Consider the following 17,349-nt stretch of genomic DNA (forward strand, 5'->3'; position numbering starts at 1 on the left):
GAAGACCAACCCGCGCGGCGTCACGATCCGCGAGGTGGCCGCCCTCGCGGGGGTCTCCACCGGCACCGTCTCCAAGGCGCTCAACGGCCGCGGCAGCTTGCACCCCGACACCCGCCGACGCGTGCAACAGGCCGCCGAGCAGCTCGGCTTCGTGGCCAACGCGGCCGCGCGCAGCCTGCACACCGGCCGCACGTACACGGTGGGCATGATCACGACCGACACGATCGGCCGCTTCAGCATCCCGCTGCTCATCGGCGCGGAGGACGCCCTGGGCGCCGGCCGGATGTCCGTCTTCCTGTGCGACGCCCGCGACGACGTCATCCGCGAGCAGTACTACCTGCGGACGCTGCTCAGCCGCAACGTCGACGGCATCATCGTCACCGGCCGCCGCACCCAGGCCCGCGCCCCGATCGGCGCCGGCCTGCCGGTCCCGGTCGTCTACGCCTTCATCAGCTCCACCGACCCGGACGACTGCTCGGTCGTGCCCGACGAGGCCGACGGCGCCCGCCGGGCCGTCCAGCACCTCCTCGCCGCCGGCCGCCGCCGCATCGCCCACATCACCGGCCCGGAGCACCACCACTCGGCCACGGTCCGGGCCCGCGCCGCGACGGAAACGCTGGCCGCGGAGGGCTTGTCGCTCGCGGCGCCGGTCCTCTACGGCGAGTGGAGCGAGGCCTGGGGCCGCCAGGCGGCCGACATGCTGCTGTCCACGGCGACCGGTGTCGACGCGGTCTTCTGCGGCAGCGACCAGATCGCCCGGGGCGTCGCCGAGGCCCTGCGCGACGCCGGCCGGGACATCCCGCGCGACGTGGCACTGGTCGGCTTCGACAACTGGGACGTGATGGTGGACGCCAGCCGGCCCCCGCTGACCAGCATCGACATGGACCTGGAGGGCATCGGCCGCTCCGCGGCGGAGCTCCTGCTGGCCGCCATCAACGGCGACCCGGTCCACGGGCCCCAGATGCGCCCGTGCCGCCTGATTCCCCGCGCGTCGACCGCCATGGGGTGAGCGATCACGCGCCGGGAAGCCCGGGCGTAGCTCCGTGGAGGGACGCCGGGGCGGGAGCCGCTCGGTAACGTCGCACGCGTGACAGATCGGGAACAGCCGGTGCAAGCGCGCTGGTGGCTGGTGGTCGGCACCCTCGCGGGGCTGCTGCTGGTGGTCACCGCGACGATGATGACCTCGAGCTACGACGTGCCGGTGCTCGTCTCCTACGGCGCCGCGACGGCTCAATGCGTGGCCCTGCCGCTGGCCCTCCGGCACCCGTGGCTCGCCACGGGGCTGCAGCTGGGCGGGCTGGCGGTGTTCGCGTTCGTCCAGCCCCGGGGCGACGTCCTGTGGCCGGTCCCGGTTCCCGTGCTGGTCCTGCTGATCACGTACATCGGGCTCATCGGCCTGAGCCGGCCGTGGCGACCGGCGGTCATCATCTGGTGGACCAGCGTGCTGTTCAGCCTCGTCCTGGTGTCGGCCGACCCGCAGGGCCGCACGATCGACGACGCCGAGACCTCATTGATCCTGTACGCGGTCATCTCCGTGCTGGTGCTCTTCGGCGCCCTGGTGTGGACCCAGCGCGGGGCGGTGCGCCGGCAGCTGGCTGACGCGCGACGTGACATCGCGCTGGAACAGGCGCAGCGGGCCCTCGTCGAGGAACGCAACCGCATCGCGCGCGAGCTGCACGACGTGGTGGCGCACAGCATGTCGGTCATTCACATGCAGGCGACGTCGGCGGCGTACCGGATCAAGGACCTGGACCCGGAGTCCCGGGCCGAGTTCGGCCGGATCGCCGCCGGGACGCGCACCACGCTGCGGGAGATGCGTCAGCTGCTCGCCTTGCTGCGCGACGAGACCGCTGACACCACGCTGGAACCGATGCCAGACCTGCGTCAGCTGGGCGAGCTGGCCGAGTCCGCGCGCCGCGGCGGGATTCCGGTGGAGCTCGACCTCGACCTCGCCGGCGGCGCGTTGCCGGACACCGTGGGGCTGGCGGCCTACCGCATCGTGCAGGAGTCCCTGAGCAACGTCGTGCGGCACGCGCCCGGCGCCGCGACCCGGGTGCGGGTGGTCTCCGACGCGGCGCGCCTCGACGTCGAGGTGGTCAACGATCGGCCGGACCGGGCGCCGCGGCCCATCGAGGAACCGCACCGGATCAGCCACGGGCTGGTGGGCATGCGGGAACGCGCGCGCCTCGCCGGTGGAACGGTGGAAACCGGTTCCCGCCCCGGCGGCGGCTACCGGGTCGCCGCCCGCTTCGCGCTGGAACCGAAGCAGTGAAGCCCGGAACAATGACGCCTGGAGCCGCAACCGTGATTCGCATTCTTGTCGTGGACGACCAGCCGATGATCCGGGCCGGAATTCACGCGATTCTCGACTCGCAGGCTGACATGACCGTCGTCGGTGAGGCGGAGAACGGGCGGGCCGGCGTCGCGAAGAGCCGGTCGCTGCGTCCGGACGTCGTGCTCATGGACGTGCGGATGCCGGTGCTGGACGGGCTCGCTGCCACGCGTGAACTGCTGTCCGGCGACGGGCCGAATCCGCGTGTGCTGATGCTGACGACGTTTGACATCGACGACTATGTGTACGAGGCACTGCGCGCGGGGGCGAGCGGATTTCTGCTCAAGGACAGCGATCCCGAAGAGCTGATGCGGGCGGTCCGGGTGGTGGCCGGCAGTGAGGCCCTGCTCTCGCCGCGGATCACCCGGCGGCTCATCGAGAACTTCGTCGGCTCGCAGCCGGCTCCGCCCCCGGCGAGCGCAGCGCTCAACGCCCTGACCGACCGGGAGCGCGAGGTGCTGCGGCACATGGCGCTGGGCCTGAGCAACGCCGAGATCGCGAAGGCGCTCTTCGTCGCCGAGCAGACCGTCAAGACGCACGTCAGCCGAGTTCTGCACAAGCTCGGCCTGCGCGACCGGGTGCACGCGGTGGTCTTCGGCTACGAGAACGGCCTGGTGATCCCCGGGCGGCGCTGACGGTACGGTGAGCCGATGCTGGACTCCCGGTTGCACCGCGCCCGTCAGTTGACTGCCGAGCAGGGCTGGACGGCGTTGCTGGTGACGCCCGGCGCGGACTTGTTCCATCTGATCGGGCATGTGGCGGCGCCGCTGGAACGCCTGACGTGTCTCGTCCTGCCGGTCGAGGGGGAGCCGGCGCTGATCCTGCCGAGGCTCGAACGTCCCAAGGCGGAGCAGGCGCCGGTGCGGCTCATCGACTATCCCGATGGAACCGATTTCATCGCGCTGCTGGCCGACGCGTTGCCCGTACCCACCGGGGTGATCGGGGTGGTGGATGCGATGCCGGCCGCGCATCTCGTGCCGGCGCAGCGGTTGCTGCCCGGGGTGCGCTGGGAGGTGGCCGGGCGGGCGCTGGCCCCGTTGCGGGCCGTGAAATCAGCCGACGAGATCGCCGAACTGACATCCGCGGGAACCGCTGTCGATCGTGTGCACCAGCAGATGCACCGGTGGCTGCGGCCGGGGCGGACCGAGGCCGAAGTAGCCGCCGACCTCGCCGGGGCCATTCGCGACGCCGGGCACGCGCGCACCGACTTCGTCATCGTCGCCTCCGGCCCGAACGCGGCCAGCCCGCACCACAGCAGCGGCGCCCGCGTCATCGAGCCGGGCGACGCGGTGGTCGTCGACATCGGCGGCACGATGCCGAGCGGCTACTGCTCCGACTGCACGCGCACGTATGTGATCGGGCCGAAGGCGCCGCCCGGGTTCGCCGAGATGTACGCGGTGCTGCAGGAGGCGCAGCGGGCGGCGGTGGCGGCCGTGCGCCCGGGCGTGCCGGCCGAGGCGGTCGACGCGGCGGCCCGCGACCACATCACCGCCCACGGGTACGGCGACCTGTTCGTCCACCGGACCGGGCACGGCATCGGCCTCGACACGCACGAGGAGCCGTACATCGTCGCGGGCAACGCCGAGCCGCTCGTGGCCGGGACGACCTTCTCGATCGAGCCCGGCATCTACCGGCCCGGCGCGTACGGCGCCCGGATCGAGGACATCGTCGTCTGCACACCCACCGGCGCCCGGCGCCTCAACACCACCCCGACGGACCTCGTCCACCTCTGAGCCCGCTGCCCCAGCGCGGCGACAAAGTGGCACAGCACGACTGGCGACCAGGCGGATCCACAGATACAGTTCTGGGATCCAATCCGATCGAGGTTGTGTCCAGGAGGCTCGCATGACGCTGGTGAACCGTCCGGTCGAGGCTGCCGGCCTGCGGGAGTCGGTGCTGGGGCCGCCCAGTGCCGAGCCGCTCAGCGGGGAGATCGTGGTCCGCAGCCGGGTCGACTTCGCGACCGACGACCGGCGGGTGGTCTCCGGGATCTGGGAGGCGGAGCCGGGCCGGTCGCGCTGGGAGTTCGAGACCCGGGGCGAGATCGTGCACGTGCTCGCCGGGCGGATGGTCGTCACCGAGGACGGCGGCGAGCCGGTCGAGGTGACGGCGGGCTCGACGGCGTACTTCCCGATCGGCTGGCGGGGCGAGTGGGTGGTGACCGAGCGCCTGCGCAAGGTCTACGTGGTCTACAAGCCGTGACCGGCCCGCGGGAGCTCATGGTGCGCGGCCTCACGCTTGAGGCCGGCGACGTGCTGACGGTCGAGCTGGTGGATCCGGCCGGTGCCGCGCTGCCCGGCTGGGCGCCCGGGGCCCACGTCGAGCTCGTGGTCGGGGACGGGACCGTGCGTCAGTACTCGTTGTGCGGCGAGCCGTCGGCGCCCTCCCTCACGGTCGCCGTGCGGCACGAGCCGGCCGGTCGCGGCGGGTCGGCATGGGTGCACCGGATCCTGCGCCCGGGCGATCGGATCCCCGTACGCGGCGTCAGGAACCATTTCGCGCTGGAGGACGCGCCGCACGTGGTCCTCGTGGCCGGCGGGGTCGGCATCACGCCGCTGCTGCCGATGGCCGAAGAACTCGCGCGGACCGGCCGCTCCTGGCGCCTGGCCTACGTCGGGCGCGACGCGCGGCGCATGCCGTTCCTGGACCGGGTGCGCGCGCTCGGCCCGTCGGCCACCGTCCACGAGACCGCCGTCTCAGGCCGCCCGCCGGTGGCCGGGCTGCTCGGGGAGCTGACGGCGGACACCCTGGTGTACGTATGCGGGCCCGCCGAGCTGATCGGCGCCACCCGGACGGCCCTCGAAGCGCGCGGGCTGGAGTCGCAGCTGCGCGCCGAGTACTTCGCGGCGCCCGCCTCGGAGATCGCGGAGGAGCCGGGAACGTTTGTGGTGCGGCTGGAGCGTTCCGGGCTGGAGCTCGTCGTCCCGGCCGATCGCAGCGCCCTCGAGGTGGTCACCGAGGCCGGCGTCGACGTGCTCAGCGACTGCGAGGAAGGCATCTGTGGCAGCTGCGAGACCAAGGTGCTGGCGGGCGCGGTCGACCACCGTGACCACGTGCTGACGGCGACCGAGAAGGCCGAGAACTCGTGCATGATGATCTGCGTATCCCGCGCCCAGGGCCCCCGGCTCACGCTTGATCTCTGAGGATCCGATCCGCGAGCACGCCGAGCATCGGAGAACGAGCTGTCACAGGGCCGATGATGGCAGCCGTCAGGGTGCACGATGGACGGATGGCATTGCTGCGCTCGGTCAACGTCGGGCTGCCCCGCGACATCCGCTGGCGGGGGCGGACGGTGCACACCGGCATCATGAAGTCCCCGGTCGGCGGGGCGGCGACGGTGCGCCGGCTCAACATCGACGGGGACGGGCAAGGGGACCTCGGCGGGCACGGCGGGGAGCAGCGGGCCGTCTTCGTCTATCAGCTGAATTCGTACGCGTATTGGGAAAAGCTGCTCGGTCGAACCGATTTCAGTCCGGGTCAGTTCGGCGAGAACTTTCACGATCGAGGGCCTGCCGGACGACGAGGTACGCATCGGCGACCGTTACCGCGTCGGCACGGCGCTGTTCGAGGTGTCGCAGCCGCGGAGCGGATCCACACCGAGGTCTTCGGGGCGCGGGCCGGTCTGCTCGCGGGCGAGGTGACCGCGACGATCGACCCGGTCGACCCGCCCGCCGAGGGGAACGTGCTCATCTGCACGACCCGCCCGCGCGGCGATGTGGTGCTCGACCTCTGAGCCGGATTCTGTCGTACCCGGGACGTAGGTTGTGCGCATGACTCTCACCGAGGCGGGCTTCGCCGCCGCCGTCGACCGGGTGCAGGCCGCCGCGAAGTCGTACTACGACACCGGCGACGTGCTGATGACCGACGCGGAGTACGACGCGTTGCTCGACAGCGTCACCGCGGCGAAGCAGGCGCATCCCGAGTGGGACGACCGCGGGGTCACCACGCAGGTCGCGGCGGGCGTGTCGGGCGGCGGCGACGTGCGGCATCCCGAGCCGATGATGTCGCTGGCCAAGGTGACCGGCGAGGAGGAGGTGCGCGCGTTCGTGGCGAGCCTCGGCGGCGACCCGTGCCTCGTCGAGGTCAAGCTCGACGGGCTGGCGATCCGGGTGGCGTACGAGTCGGGCCGGCTCGTCCTGGCCGCGCTGCGCGGCGACGGCAGCACCGGGGAGAACGTGACCGCCCAGGTGCTGCGGGGCATCGCGGGCCTGCCCGGCCGGCTCGCCACGGCGTGGACGGGGGAGGTGCGGGGCGAGATCTACATGACGGTCGGCGACTTCGAGGCCGCGTCGGCCAACCGGGTCGCGGCCGGCGGCAAGGCGTTCATCAACTCGCGCGGGGCGGTGGCCGGGTCGATCCGCGCGGCCGATCGCGCCTACGAGGCGCCGATGACCTTCTCGGCGTACGACATCTCGGGGGATTTCGGCTCGCACCGCGAGCGCATGGCGGCCGCGACGGCGCTGGGCTTCCCCGTGGCCGGCCGGCTCGCCACCGGGGAGATCCAGGTCGCCGGGGACGCGGACGCCGCGCTGGCCGCCGTCGCCCGGATCGGGGAGCTGCGGCGCGGGCTCGACTTCCCGATCGACGGCGCCGTGCTCACCGCCGACCTCGAGTCGACGCGCCGGCGGCTCGGCTCGGGCAGCCGCACGCCCTACTGGGCGGCCGCCTTCAAATACCCCGCCGACACCGGGTCGACGGTGCTGCGCGACATCGAGGTGCGCGTCGGGCGCACCGGGCGCATCTCGCTGCGCGCCGTGCTCGACCCGGTCTTCGTCGACGGCACGACCATCACCTACGCGACGCTGCACAACCCGCACTTCGTCGAGGAGCAGGGGCTCGCCCTCGGCCAGACCGTCGCCGTGTGGCGCGCGGGCGACGTCATTCCGCGCGTCACGGCGCCCATCGGCGAGCAGCCGCACGGGCTCACGCCGTGGACGCCGCCCGAGACCTGCCCGCAGTGCGGCGAGCCGTGGGACAAGTCCAGCCTGCTCTGGCGCTGCCACACCGCCTCGTGCAGCGCGGTCAGCGCCCTCGAATACTGGTGCAGCCGCGAGGCCATGGACGTCGAGGGCGCCGGCGAGGCCCTCTGCGTCGCCCTGGTCGACGCCGGCCTCGCCACCGATGTCGCCGATCTCTATGGGCTGACCGAGGAGCAGCTCGCCGAGCTGCCGGTCGGCCACACCAAGGCGGGCGGCGTGGTCCTGCTCGGCCGGCTCAACGCGGCCAAGGTGATCGCGTCGCTCGAGCAGAGCAAGAGCCAGCCCTTCAACCGCGTCATCACCGGCCTCGGCATCCGGATGACCGGCCGCAGCGTCGGCCGCTGGCTCGCCGCCCGCTTCAAGACCATGGACGCCCTGCGCGCCGCCACGGTCGAGGAGATCGCCGAGATCGACAAGATGGGCCTGATCAAGGCCCAGCACGTCATCGACGGCCTGGCCGCCATGGCCGGCGTGATCGACCGCCTCGCCGCCGCCGGCGTCACCATGAGCGTCCCCGAGACCGCGGGCGACAAGCCCCTCGAGGGCCGGACCTACGTGGTGAGCGGCAGCGTCCCCGGCTACACCCGCACCACGGTGAGCGAGCGCATCGAGGAGCTGGGCGGGCGGGCGTCGGGCAGCGTGTCGGCCTCGACCACGGCGCTGGTCACCGCCGAGACCACCACGGCCAAGGCGGCGAAGGCGGCCAAGCTCGGCATCCCGGTGATCGACCCGGCCGAGTTCGCCCGCATGCTGGCCGGCTGACCACCCGGGGCCACCGCCGGCGACGACGCGCGGGATGCGGTCGTCGCCGGCCATCGGGATCATCCGCCGACGGCGACGTGCAGGATGCGGTCGTCGCCGGCCTTCGGGTCGGCGCCGCCCCACGTGGAGGCGTCGGTGTTGGAGGTCATGAGCCACAGCGAGCCGTCGGGGGCGGCCTCGACGGTACGGATGCGGCCGTACTCGCCCCGGTAGTGCTCGATCGCCGCGCCGGTCGCCCGGCCGCTCTCGACGGGCAGTTGCCAGAGGCGTTGCCCGCCGAGGGCGCCGATCCAGAGCGAGCCGGCGGCGTAGGCCATCCCTGAGGGCGAGGCGTCGTCCGGGTGCACGGTCCAGATCGGCGCCGTCCCGGTGCTGCCCGCCACGCCCTCGGCCTTCGGGACGACCCCGGGGACCCGCCCGACGGTCTGCGCCGGGCCGCCGTCGGCGGGAACCCGCTTGATCAGGGCGGAATCCCGCTCGGAGACCAGGGCCGAGCCGTCGGGCAGGAAGGTCAGGCCCCACGGCACGGACAGGCCGGTGGTGATCTCGGCCGGCGCGCCGAGGGTGGCGACACCCGGCGGCGGGCCGGCCGGGGACTGGGCGGAACGCGGGGGCTCCGCGGTGCAGGCGGTCAGGCTCAGCACCGCGGCCAGGCCCGCACCGAACCGGGACCGGCGAGGAGAACGTCGCATGAGGGGCCCCCGGGTCAGGAGCGGTAGCGGCCGCTGAGCACGCCCAGGACGTCGGCGTAGCGGCCCTCGGCCACGGCGTTGCGCTGCCACTTGACCCGCTCGACCAGGATCTGCTCGGCCTTCGGGTCGGCCTCGAGCAGGCTCATCACCTCGTCCAGGAACTCCTCCAGGGGCATGGCCACGTCGGAGTCCTGCTGGTTCATCAGCGTGGTCCGGGTGGCGGGCGGCACCAGCTCGATCACCTGGACGTCGCTCTTGAACAGCTGCACGCGCAGGCTCTCGGTGAAGGAGTGGATCGCCGCCTTGGTGGCGTTGTAGGTCGGGGTGGCGGGCAGCGGCACGTAGGCCAGGCCGGAGCTGACGGTGATGACGGTGGCCGACGCCCGGGCGAGCAGCCCGGGCAGGAACGCGTGGATCAGCCGGATTGGACCGAGCAGGTTGACGTCAACGGTGCGCTCGGCGACGTCGAGGGACGCCGGGTCGCGCAGGTCCTCGGGCTCCATGATGCCGGCCATGGTGATCAGGGTGTCCAGCGTCGGGTGGCGGGTGGCCAGCTCGTCGCGGGCCGCGGTGATCGACGCCGGGTCGGTGGTGTCGATGGTCACCGTGCCGAGGCCGGGGTGCTCGGCGGCGATCCGCTCGAGCAGCTCGGTGCGGCGGCCGCCGACGATGACGGTGTTGCCCTTCGCCTGCAGACGCAGGGCCAGGCCGAGGCCGATGCCGGAGGTGGCGCCGGGGATGAAGATGGTGTTGCCGCTGATGTTCACGGGATTCCTTCGATGGATCGACGGGAAAGGCGTGAGATCAGCATCGCCGCCGGCAACGGGGTTATGAAGGCCGCGTTCTGCCTAGGTCTCCCATGTCCTGGCTCGGCGAGCGGCGAGCGGCGGGGCGGCAGAATGGCCGGATGGATATTGAGGTACGGCCGGCGACCGCCGATGACAGCGCTGCCCTGGTGACATTGATCGCGGCCATGGGCTACGACGTGACAGCGGAAGAGGTGGCGCAACGGCTCGCGGAGCTGGCGGAGGGCGATGCCGTCTTCGTCGCGGTCGCCGCCGGCCGCGTACGCGGATGGTGTCACGTCTATCGCAGCCAGAGCCTGATCGCCGGGCCGCGGGCGGAGATCGCGGGGCTGGCCGTCAACCCGGACTTCCAGGGCGGCGGGGTGGGCGGTGCGCTGCTCCGGCAGGTCGAGGAGTGGGCCGCCGCGAACGGCATCCCCGTCGTGCACCTCCGCTCGGGCAGCGAGCGCGAGGCGGCGCACGAGTTCTACCGCAAGCACGGCTACAACGGGGTGAAAACCCAGCTGGCGCTGCGGAAGAGCTTGGTCTAGCGCCGGCGCAGCGCCTCGGCGACGAGCGGCAGCGGCACCTTCACCCACTGCTCGTCGCCGAAGACGGCGAGGGTGTCGACGCCCGTCCGGCGCCAGATGTCGATCAGCCGCAGCGCGTCGAAGTGCGCGGATCCCGCGGCCTCGGGCAGGTGCCGCTCGCGGGACGCCGCGCTGGCATAGCCGGGCAGCACCGGCCCCGAGCCGTCGACGCCGATGAAGACGACCGAATCGCCCGCGTCGATCGGCACGTGGAGGCCGCCCTCGACGATCGCGGCGACCAGGGCGTCGGACGCGTCGGCGGGTCCGACGCGCCCGAGGGCCGCGGCGAGGGCATCGTTGGATCCGGACATCGGCGAAGACTATCCCAGGGACGACGACAGGGCGAAGGCCGATCACCGGCGCACCGGTGATCGGCCGGGCGGACTTCTCAGGAAGCCGCGTGGGCGGGCTCGCGCGACTCCCGCGCGGTGGGGTGGCTGCGCTCGAGGGCGGCGCCCTCCACATCGACGTTGGGCAGGATGCGGTCGAGCCAGCGCGGGATCCACCAGGCCGACTTCCCGAGCAGGTGCATGATCGCGGGGATCAGCAGCATGCGGACCAGGAAGGCGTCGGCCAGCACGCCGAAGGCCAGGCCGAAGCCGAGCGACCGGATCATCGCGGTGTGGCTGAAGATGAAGCCGCCGAAGACCGAGATCATGATGATCGCGGCCGCGGTGACCACGGTGCGGCCGGCGTGCACGCCCTGGCGGACGGCCAGCCGGGCCGGGGCGCCGTGGGCGTACGCCTCGCGCATGCCCGACACCAGGAAGAGCTGATAGTCCATCGCGAGCCCGAAGAGGATGCCGATCAGGATCGTCGGCAGGAAGCTCAGGATGGGCCCCGGGTCGTGGATGCCGAACACCGCGCCGAGCCAGCCCCACTGGAAGATCGCCGTGATCGCGCCGAACGTGGCGAACAGCGACAGCACGAAGCCCAGCGTCGCCGTCAGCGGCACGAGCAGCGAGCGGAAGACGAAGATCAAAATGATCAACGACAGGCCGAGTACGACGCCCAGATAGAGCGGCAGCGCGTCGGACAGCTGCTCCGAGATGTCGATGTTGCCGCTCGCGCTGCCGGCGACGCCGAGCGTGACGCCGCCGTCGAGGGGCGACAGGTCGCGCAGATCCCGTACGAGCTGCTCGGTCGACTCCGACGTGGGCCCGCCGGTCGGGATGACCTGGAAGGCGGCGAGCGTCTTGTCCTCCGACAGCCCGATCGGGGCCACGGCGCTGACGTCGTTCTGCCGCGCCAGCTCGGACCCGATGCGTACCTGATCCGGAAGGCCGGCGGGCGCGGGCAGCTGGGCGACGACGAGCAGCGGCCCGTTGACCCCGGCGCCGAACTTCTGCTCCACGATCTTGTACGCCTGGTACTGCGTCGAGTCCTCCGACTCCGACGACCCGTCGGGCAGGCCGAGGCGCATCGACAGGGCGGGCAGCGCGATGACCAGCAGGGCGGCCAGTGCGGCGACCGCGGTCAGGACGGCGCGACCGGTGCCCATGGGCTCGGCCGGGGGCTTCATGGCGTCGACGTGCCCGACGGCCGCGCGCGCCTTGCGGCTGAGGACCCGGGCGCCCAGCAGCGACAGCAGCGCCGGGGTCAGCGTGACGGCGATGACGACGGAGACGGCGACGCAGATCGCGCCGACCGTGCCCATCATGCCGAGGAAGCCGATGCCGGTGACGTTGAGCGCCAGCAGGGCCACCAGGACCGTGGCGCCGGCGAAGACGACCGCGTTGCCGGAGGTGCCGTTGGCCAGGCCGATCGACTCGTGCAGCTCGACGCCGGTGAGCAGCTGGCGGCGGTGCCGGTTGAGGATGAACAGGCTGTAGTCGATGCCGACGGCGAGCCCGAGCATGACGCCGAGCACCGGGGTGATCGACAGCATGTCCACGACGCCGGACATCGCCAGCGACGCGGTGACGCCCACGCCGACGCCGACCAGGGCGCTGACCAAGGGGAGGGCGGCGGCGATCACGGTGCCGAGCATGACGAGCAGGGTGATGGCGGCGACGACGAGACCGGCGACCTCGCCCACGCCGAGGACCTGCGGCACGCTCTGGGTGATCTCGTTGGAGAAGTCGGCCTCCACCCCGGCCGGCACGCCGCCGGTCACGTGGTCGACGACGCCTTCCTTGGTCTCCGGCGTGACGTCCATCTGGGCCTGCTCGAACGACACGGCCGCGACCGCCGTGGTGTTGTCCTCGGCGACCAGCCGGATCTTCGAGGACAGCGCCAGCAGCTGCTGGGAGAGCTCCAGCTGCTTGCCCTGCGCCTCGAGCTCCGCCTTCTGCTTGTCGAGGGCCGCCTGCTGCGCCGCCGGGGCCCCGCCGGGGGCGGCGTCGAGCTGCTGCTGCGCCTGCTCCACCTGGACGCGGCCCTGCTTGACCTTGAGCGCGCCGGCCTCGACCTGGGCGGCCTGCTCGGCGGCCTGCGCCTGGGTGGCGAAGGGATCGGTCGTCCCGGCGACGCCGTCGAGGTCACCGGTGCTCTTGAGCAGCGCCCCGATCGCGGTCTTCTGCTCGTCGGTGAAGGCGGCGCCGTTCGCGGTGTGGAACACCACGGTGCCGCTGCCGCCGCTCGCGCTCGGGAACTTCTGCGCGAGCTGGTCGGTCACCTTCGCCGTCGCGGTGCCCGGGATGGAGACCTGCGACGACAGGGTGCCGCCGAAGGCGAAGTAGGCGCCGGCGGAGACGCCCAGGATCACGACCCAGGCGATCAGGACCGCCCACGCCCGCCGGGCCCCGAAGCGCCCGAGGCGGTACAACAACTCAGCCACTGCTTTGTCCTCTACTGATAGCCCTTGCGGATGCTTGCGACGAGCCGGTCGAGCAGGTCGTCCCAGCGGGCCCGGGCGGCCGCGCCGGTGTCTGCCCCGGTCTCGGTGAGCCAGTGGTGGGCGATGACCTCGATGCCGTGCATGAGCGAGCTGACGAGCACCTCGGCCTCGAGCGGGTCCAGGTCCGCGTTGCGTTCGGCCAGCTCGTGGGCGAGCTCTCCGGTCGTACGGGAAAAGGAGGCCTGGAAGATCTGCTGCGGGCGCGGGTCGCCGGTGCCGAACCCGCCCAGCGCCCGGTAGATGAAGCCGATGAGGCCGGGGATGTCGGTGGCGCGCAGGGCCGCGGTGACGGTCGCGAACATCGCGCTGCGGCTGCCCTGCTCGACCGGCGCGGTGGTGACCTGCGTCCGGAACGTGTCGATCACCGCGCCCAGCACCTCGGTGCAGACGGTCGTGACGACGTCGTCGATCGAGGCGAAGTGGTTGAAGACCGTGCGCCGGGAGATGTCGGCCCGCTCGGCGAGCTGGTCGACGCTGAACCGGGCGGTGCCGCCCTCGCTGATCAGCGTCTTGGCCGCGTCAAGGATCGCCCGCCGGTGCCGCGCCTTGAGCGCCGCCCGGCGATCGGGCGGAACGGCCTCGACCAGCATGATTGCTTACACTAAGTGCATCGTTGCACTCGGCGCAAATCAGTGGCGATCGGCGTGCATCTCCGCGTCGGGGGCCGCCCACGAGGCGAGCAGGGTCAGCGCGTGCGCGGTCGGGGAGCCGGGCGCCGCGGCGTAGAGGGTCATCGAGAGGCCCGGCTCCGCCACGAGCTCCATGGTCTCGTACGCGAGCTCCAGGTCCCCCACCACGTGATGGCGGAAGTGCTTGACGCCCGTGCCGTGCAGCCGCACGTTGTGCGAGCCCCACCGCCGCCGGAAGTCGTCGCTGCGGGTGGACAGCTCGCCGACGAGGTCGTGAAGCTCCTTGTTGTGCGGGTCGACGCCGGCGGCCGTGCGCAGGTTCGCCACCGTCATGTCGGCGAAGAGTTCCCAGTCGGGATAGAACCGGTGCGCGGCGCTGCTCAGGAAGGTGAACCGCGCGAAGTTGGGCGGCGTGGCCGGGTCGGCGAAGAGGTCGCTGTGCATCGCGCGGCCGAGGTGGTTGGCGGCCAGCAGGTCGGCGCGGCCGTTGACCAGGATCGCCGGGGCGGTGATGGCGTCGAGCGACCACTGCAGGCTCGGGCGTACGGTCCATTGCCGCGGCCGGCTGCCGCGCCGCAGCAGATTGCCGCTGCCGTTGGCCTCCTGGGCGAGCCGCAGGAGGTGGGCGCGCTCGGCGTCGTCGAGCTGCAGGGCGCGGGCGATCGCCTCGAGCACCCCGGCGGACACGCCGGCCAGGGCGCCGCGCTCGAGCTTCGAGTAGTACTCGACGCTCATCCCGGCCAGCGCGGCGACCTCGCCGCGGCGCAACCCCGGCACGCGGCGCTGCCCGGCGGCCGGGATCCCGGCCCGCTCCGGCGTGATCTTCGCGCGGCGCGAGGTGAGGAAGTCGTGCACTTCGGCTCGGTTGTTCACCCCTCCGACGGTACGGGTCCGCGGGGCGGCCAGGGATGTACTGTCGGTGCACCCCTCGACCTCTGGAGGCCCTTCTCGTGGCTCGCGCCGGCGTCATGCTGCCCCGGGACCTGCCCGCCGCGCAGGTGCTCACCTATGCCCGGCGGGCCGAGGAGCTCGGGTTCGGCGAGCTGTGGGTCGTGGAGGACCTGGGCTTCCGGGGCGGCGTCGCCCAGACGGGGGCCGTCCTGGCCGCCACCTCGCGGATCACGGTGGGGATCGGCATCCTCCCGGCCGGGGCCCGCAACGCCGCGTTCGCCGCGATGGAGCTGGCGACCCTGGCCCAGCTCTTCCCCGGGCGGCTGATCGCCGGGGTCGGGCACGGCATGCCGGACTGGATGCGGTCGGTGGGCGCCTGGCCGGCCAGCCCGCTCACGCTGCTGCGCGAGTACACGGTCGCCGTCCGCGCACTGCTGCGCGGCGAGCCCGGCCCGGCCGCCGGACGGTACGTCGATGTCGAGGGTGTCGTCATCGGCGAGACGCCGGCGACCCCGCCGCCGGTGGTGCTCGGCGTGCGCGGGCCGAAATCGATCACCCTGGCCGGGGAGGTGGCGGACGGGCTGCTGCTCGCCGAGCCGGCCACCCCGTCCTACATCGCCGCCTCGGCCGCGCGCCTGCCCGCCGGGCCCGAGATCATCACGTACGACGCCGCGGTCGTCGCGGACGACGGCAATGCCGCCCGCGACCTCGTGCGCCCGGGGCTGGCGTGGATCGGCGAGCCGGACTGGGCGCCGCACCTGGCCGGGCTGCCGTTCGCCGCCGAGCTGGCGGCCCATCGCGAGGCGGCGGGCAGCCCGGAGAAGTTCGCGGCGACCATGCCCGGGGCGTGGGTGCGGGAGCTGGCCCTGGCCGGCACCCCGGACGAGGTGCGCGCCGGGATCGCGGCCCGGCACGCCGCCGGGGCGACCAGCGTCGTCCTCATCCCGGCCGCGGCCGGCCCGCTCGAAGCCCTCAGTGACCTCGCGCGGGCCCTCTGAGGCTGGTCAGGCGGTAGCCGGGGGTTCGTTGCGGAGGCGCAGGCCGATCAGGCCACCGGCCAGCAGGGTGAGCCCGGCGACCAGCATCGCGCCGCCCGCCCCGAGCGAGCCGCCCGTCACGTCGTACAGGAACTCCGGGACCACGAGCGTGGCGCCCGCGACGCCGCCGGCCAGCGTGATCCAGTCGCGCCCGCGGGCGTACCCGGTGAAGCACGCCGCCGTCACCAGCGCCGTCAGCCCGTAGCTGACCGCGTTCGTCGAGAAGAGCACCAGCTGCGCCCCGGTCAGCCCGAGCGTCACCGCGATCGCGACGGCCACCCGGCGCTCGGCGATCCACGGCGTGCGGCTCAGCGCGGCGAACCCCACACCCAGAACGATCAGACCGATGCCGTACGGGGCATCGAGGTCGTCGATCACCGCGGCCCACACCCCGCAGGCCGCCGCGGCCGCCGCCAGCAGCCCGAGCGCGCTCCGGGCGAGGAGGTAGCCGGCGATCGCACCGAGGAGCACGGTCCCGGACCAGGCGAGCCCGTCGTCCAGTCCCACCCCGGCGGCAGCTCCCGCGGTCACGGCGGCGCCGGTCAGCAGTGTGCTCGCCAGGCGCCGGTGGACGTCGTGGCCCCGGCGTCGGGACAGCGCGACTCCGCAGGCGGCCAGGACGACGGCCACGGCGGCCAGGGCGATCACCCGGCCGGCCAGGCCCAGCTCGTCCCAGCGGTCGCCGAGCAGCAGGACGGTCGCGCCGAGCACCAGGGACGCGCCGAGATAACCGGCGATCTCGCCCAGGCGCCCGCGCAGCCCCTCGGGGCGGGCGGCGAGCTCGGTCCGGATGGCGGTGGCCTGGGCGTCGTCGAGGACGCCCCGCGCGACGAGGGAGTCCAGCGTGGCTTCGAGACGGGTGTCGGTCGGCATGGCCCCACTCTGGTACCCCCGGGGAGGGGCGCGCCTGAGCCCGAGTACTCAGCCGCCCCTGGGTGGGTGCGCCGGGGCCAGGCCGGCCGGCGCGGGCGCCCGTACAGTCGGAGGCATGCCGACCACGCCGCTGGGCGAGTTCCTCCGCCACCGCCGGGACGCCGTCAAGCCCGCCGACGCGGGGCTGCCCGACCGCGGCGACCGGCGCGTCGCCGGGCTGCGCCGCGAGGAGGTGGCGCAGCTGGCCGGGGTCAGCGTCGACTACTACGTGCGGCTGGAGCAGGGCCGCGAGCGCAACCCGTCGGCGCAGGTGCTGGAGACCCTCGCGGCCGCGCTGCGCCTGGACGACGACGCCCGGCTGCACCTCTTCCGCCTGGCCGGCCTGGCGCCCCGGGCCCGCGCCGCGGCGGCCGCCGAGCACGTCGATCCCGCCCTCGAGGAGTTGCTGCGGCAGTGGCCGGCGAACCCCGCGGTGATCTACGGCCGGGCGTACGACGTGCTGGCCGCCAACCCGCTCGGCGAGGCCCTGTTCGGCGGGTTCGCGGCCACGCGCAACCTCGTGCGGCTGGTCTTCACCGAGCCGGGGGCCCGCGAGTTCTATGCCGACTGGCCGGCCGTGGCGGCGGGCACGGTGGCCGGCCTGCGCATGCACCTGAGCGAGGCGCCGGACGATCCGCGCATCGGCGAGGTGCTGCGCGAGCTGCTCACCACCAGCGCCGAGTTCGCCCGGCTGTGGTCGCGCCACGACGTGCGCGGCAAGAGCGCCGACCGCAAGACCTTCCGCCACCCCGCGGTGGGGGAGCTGACATTGCGGGTGCAGACTTTCGACGTACGCGGCTCGCACGGTCAGGAGCTGGCCGTCTATCACGCCGCCCCGGGCTCGCCGAGCGCCGACGCCCTGACCTTGCTCGGCATGCTGGCCGGAGTCGCTCAGTAAAAT

The 17,349-nt window shown here is 73.2% G+C and carries 18 protein-coding genes; 11 read left to right on the forward strand and 7 right to left on the reverse strand.

Features of this window, described 5'->3' with window-relative positions:
* Nucleotides 1–34 precede the first annotated feature (34 nt).
* The 8 genes from RAN62_RS24670 (at nt 35) to ligA (ending at nt 8,073) form a co-directional block, all read left to right on the forward strand.
* Complete coding sequence (locus tag RAN62_RS24670) at nt 35–1,009, forward strand: LacI family DNA-binding transcriptional regulator (RefSeq protein ID WP_305787123.1); 975 nt, start codon at nt 35–37, stop codon at nt 1,007–1,009.
* Nucleotides 1,010–1,087: 78 nt separating this feature from the next.
* Nucleotides 1,088–2,272 carry a sensor histidine kinase gene (locus RAN62_RS24675; protein WP_305787124.1) on the forward strand — a complete coding sequence of 395 codons (1,185 nt, stop codon included), beginning with the start codon at nt 1,088–1,090 and terminating at the stop codon, nt 2,270–2,272.
* Nucleotides 2,273–2,304: 32 nt separating this feature from the next.
* Nucleotides 2,305–2,967, forward strand: coding sequence for a response regulator (locus tag RAN62_RS24680; RefSeq protein ID WP_305787125.1), 663 nt, complete (start codon nt 2,305–2,307; stop codon nt 2,965–2,967).
* 15 nt (nt 2,968–2,982) lie between these two features.
* A complete protein-coding gene (locus RAN62_RS24685) occupies nt 2,983–4,065 on the forward strand; it encodes a M24 family metallopeptidase (RefSeq protein ID WP_305787126.1) in 1,083 nt (360 codons plus the stop codon).
* 112 nt (nt 4,066–4,177) lie between these two features.
* On the forward strand, nt 4,178–4,534 hold the full coding sequence (locus tag RAN62_RS24690; RefSeq protein ID WP_305787127.1) for a cupin domain-containing protein: 357 nt from the start codon (nt 4,178–4,180) through the stop codon (nt 4,532–4,534).
* Complete coding sequence (locus RAN62_RS24695; protein ID WP_305787128.1) at nt 4,531–5,475, forward strand: PDR/VanB family oxidoreductase; 945 nt, start codon at nt 4,531–4,533, stop codon at nt 5,473–5,475. The genes RAN62_RS24690 and RAN62_RS24695 overlap by 4 nt, the downstream gene beginning before the upstream one ends.
* An 86-nt stretch (nt 5,476–5,561) precedes the next feature.
* Nucleotides 5,562–6,065 (forward strand): MOSC domain-containing protein, encoded by a 504-nt coding sequence (locus RAN62_RS24700; protein WP_305787129.1) that lies wholly within the window; start codon nt 5,562–5,564, stop codon nt 6,063–6,065.
* A 37-nt stretch (nt 6,066–6,102) separates the two neighbouring features.
* Nucleotides 6,103–8,073 (forward strand): NAD-dependent DNA ligase LigA, encoded by a 1,971-nt coding sequence (ligA, locus tag RAN62_RS24705; RefSeq protein ID WP_305787130.1) that lies wholly within the window; start codon nt 6,103–6,105, stop codon nt 8,071–8,073.
* Between the two features lie 59 nt (nt 8,074–8,132).
* Here the strand turns inward: ligA and RAN62_RS24710 are convergent, their stop codons facing one another.
* Nucleotides 8,133–8,765, reverse strand: coding sequence for a PQQ-dependent sugar dehydrogenase (locus RAN62_RS24710; RefSeq protein WP_305787131.1), 633 nt, complete (start codon nt 8,763–8,765; stop codon nt 8,133–8,135).
* Between the two features lie 14 nt (nt 8,766–8,779).
* Nucleotides 8,780–9,532, reverse strand: coding sequence for an SDR family oxidoreductase (locus tag RAN62_RS24715; RefSeq protein WP_305787132.1), 753 nt, complete (start codon nt 9,530–9,532; stop codon nt 8,780–8,782).
* Nucleotides 9,533–9,672: 140 nt separating this feature from the next.
* Between RAN62_RS24715 and RAN62_RS24720 the strand changes: the two genes are divergently transcribed.
* Nucleotides 9,673–10,101, forward strand: a complete 429-nt coding sequence (locus RAN62_RS24720) for a GNAT family N-acetyltransferase (protein WP_305787133.1) — start codon at nt 9,673–9,675, stop codon at nt 10,099–10,101.
* Here the strand turns inward: RAN62_RS24720 and RAN62_RS24725 are convergent.
* From RAN62_RS24725 to RAN62_RS24740, 4 genes are all read right to left on the reverse strand, one after another.
* Nucleotides 10,098–10,451 carry a hypothetical protein gene (locus RAN62_RS24725; RefSeq protein ID WP_305787134.1) on the reverse strand — a complete coding sequence of 118 codons (354 nt, stop codon included), beginning with the start codon at nt 10,449–10,451 and terminating at the stop codon, nt 10,098–10,100. The two genes, RAN62_RS24720 and RAN62_RS24725, sit on opposite strands and share 4 nt — an antisense overlap.
* 77 nt (nt 10,452–10,528) lie before the next feature.
* The gene (locus RAN62_RS24730; protein WP_305787135.1) at nt 10,529–12,919 is read right to left on the reverse strand and encodes an MMPL family transporter; all 2,391 of its coding nucleotides are present in this window, start codon (nt 12,917–12,919) and stop codon (nt 10,529–10,531) included.
* Between the two features lie 11 nt (nt 12,920–12,930).
* Nucleotides 12,931–13,569, reverse strand: coding sequence for a TetR/AcrR family transcriptional regulator (locus RAN62_RS24735; RefSeq protein WP_305787136.1), 639 nt, complete (start codon nt 13,567–13,569; stop codon nt 12,931–12,933).
* Nucleotides 13,570–13,608: 39 nt separating this feature from the next.
* On the reverse strand, nt 13,609–14,481 hold the full coding sequence (locus tag RAN62_RS24740) for a helix-turn-helix transcriptional regulator (RefSeq protein ID WP_305787137.1): 873 nt from the start codon (nt 14,479–14,481) through the stop codon (nt 13,609–13,611).
* Nucleotides 14,482–14,558: 77 nt separating this feature from the next.
* Between RAN62_RS24740 and RAN62_RS24745 the strand changes: the two genes are divergently transcribed.
* Nucleotides 14,559–15,497: an LLM class flavin-dependent oxidoreductase gene (locus RAN62_RS24745; RefSeq protein ID WP_305787138.1), complete on the forward strand. Its 939-nt coding sequence runs from the start codon at nt 14,559–14,561 to the stop codon at nt 15,495–15,497.
* A 6-nt stretch (nt 15,498–15,503) separates the two neighbouring features.
* Here RAN62_RS24745 and RAN62_RS24750 read toward each other — a convergent pair whose 3' ends face one another.
* The gene (locus RAN62_RS24750) at nt 15,504–16,409 is read right to left on the reverse strand and encodes a DUF2157 domain-containing protein (RefSeq protein WP_305787139.1); all 906 of its coding nucleotides are present in this window, start codon (nt 16,407–16,409) and stop codon (nt 15,504–15,506) included.
* Nucleotides 16,410–16,524: 115 nt separating this feature from the next.
* Here RAN62_RS24750 and RAN62_RS24755 point away from each other — a divergent pair, with 115 nt between their 5' ends.
* Nucleotides 16,525–17,346 (forward strand): helix-turn-helix domain-containing protein, encoded by an 822-nt coding sequence (locus RAN62_RS24755; RefSeq protein WP_305787140.1) that lies wholly within the window; start codon nt 16,525–16,527, stop codon nt 17,344–17,346.
* The last annotated feature ends 3 nt before the right edge of the window (nt 17,347–17,349 follow it).

Source organism: Symbioplanes lichenis (assembly GCF_030709675.1).
Classification (GTDB): Bacteria; Actinomycetota; Actinomycetes; order Mycobacteriales; family Micromonosporaceae; genus Actinoplanes; species Actinoplanes lichenis.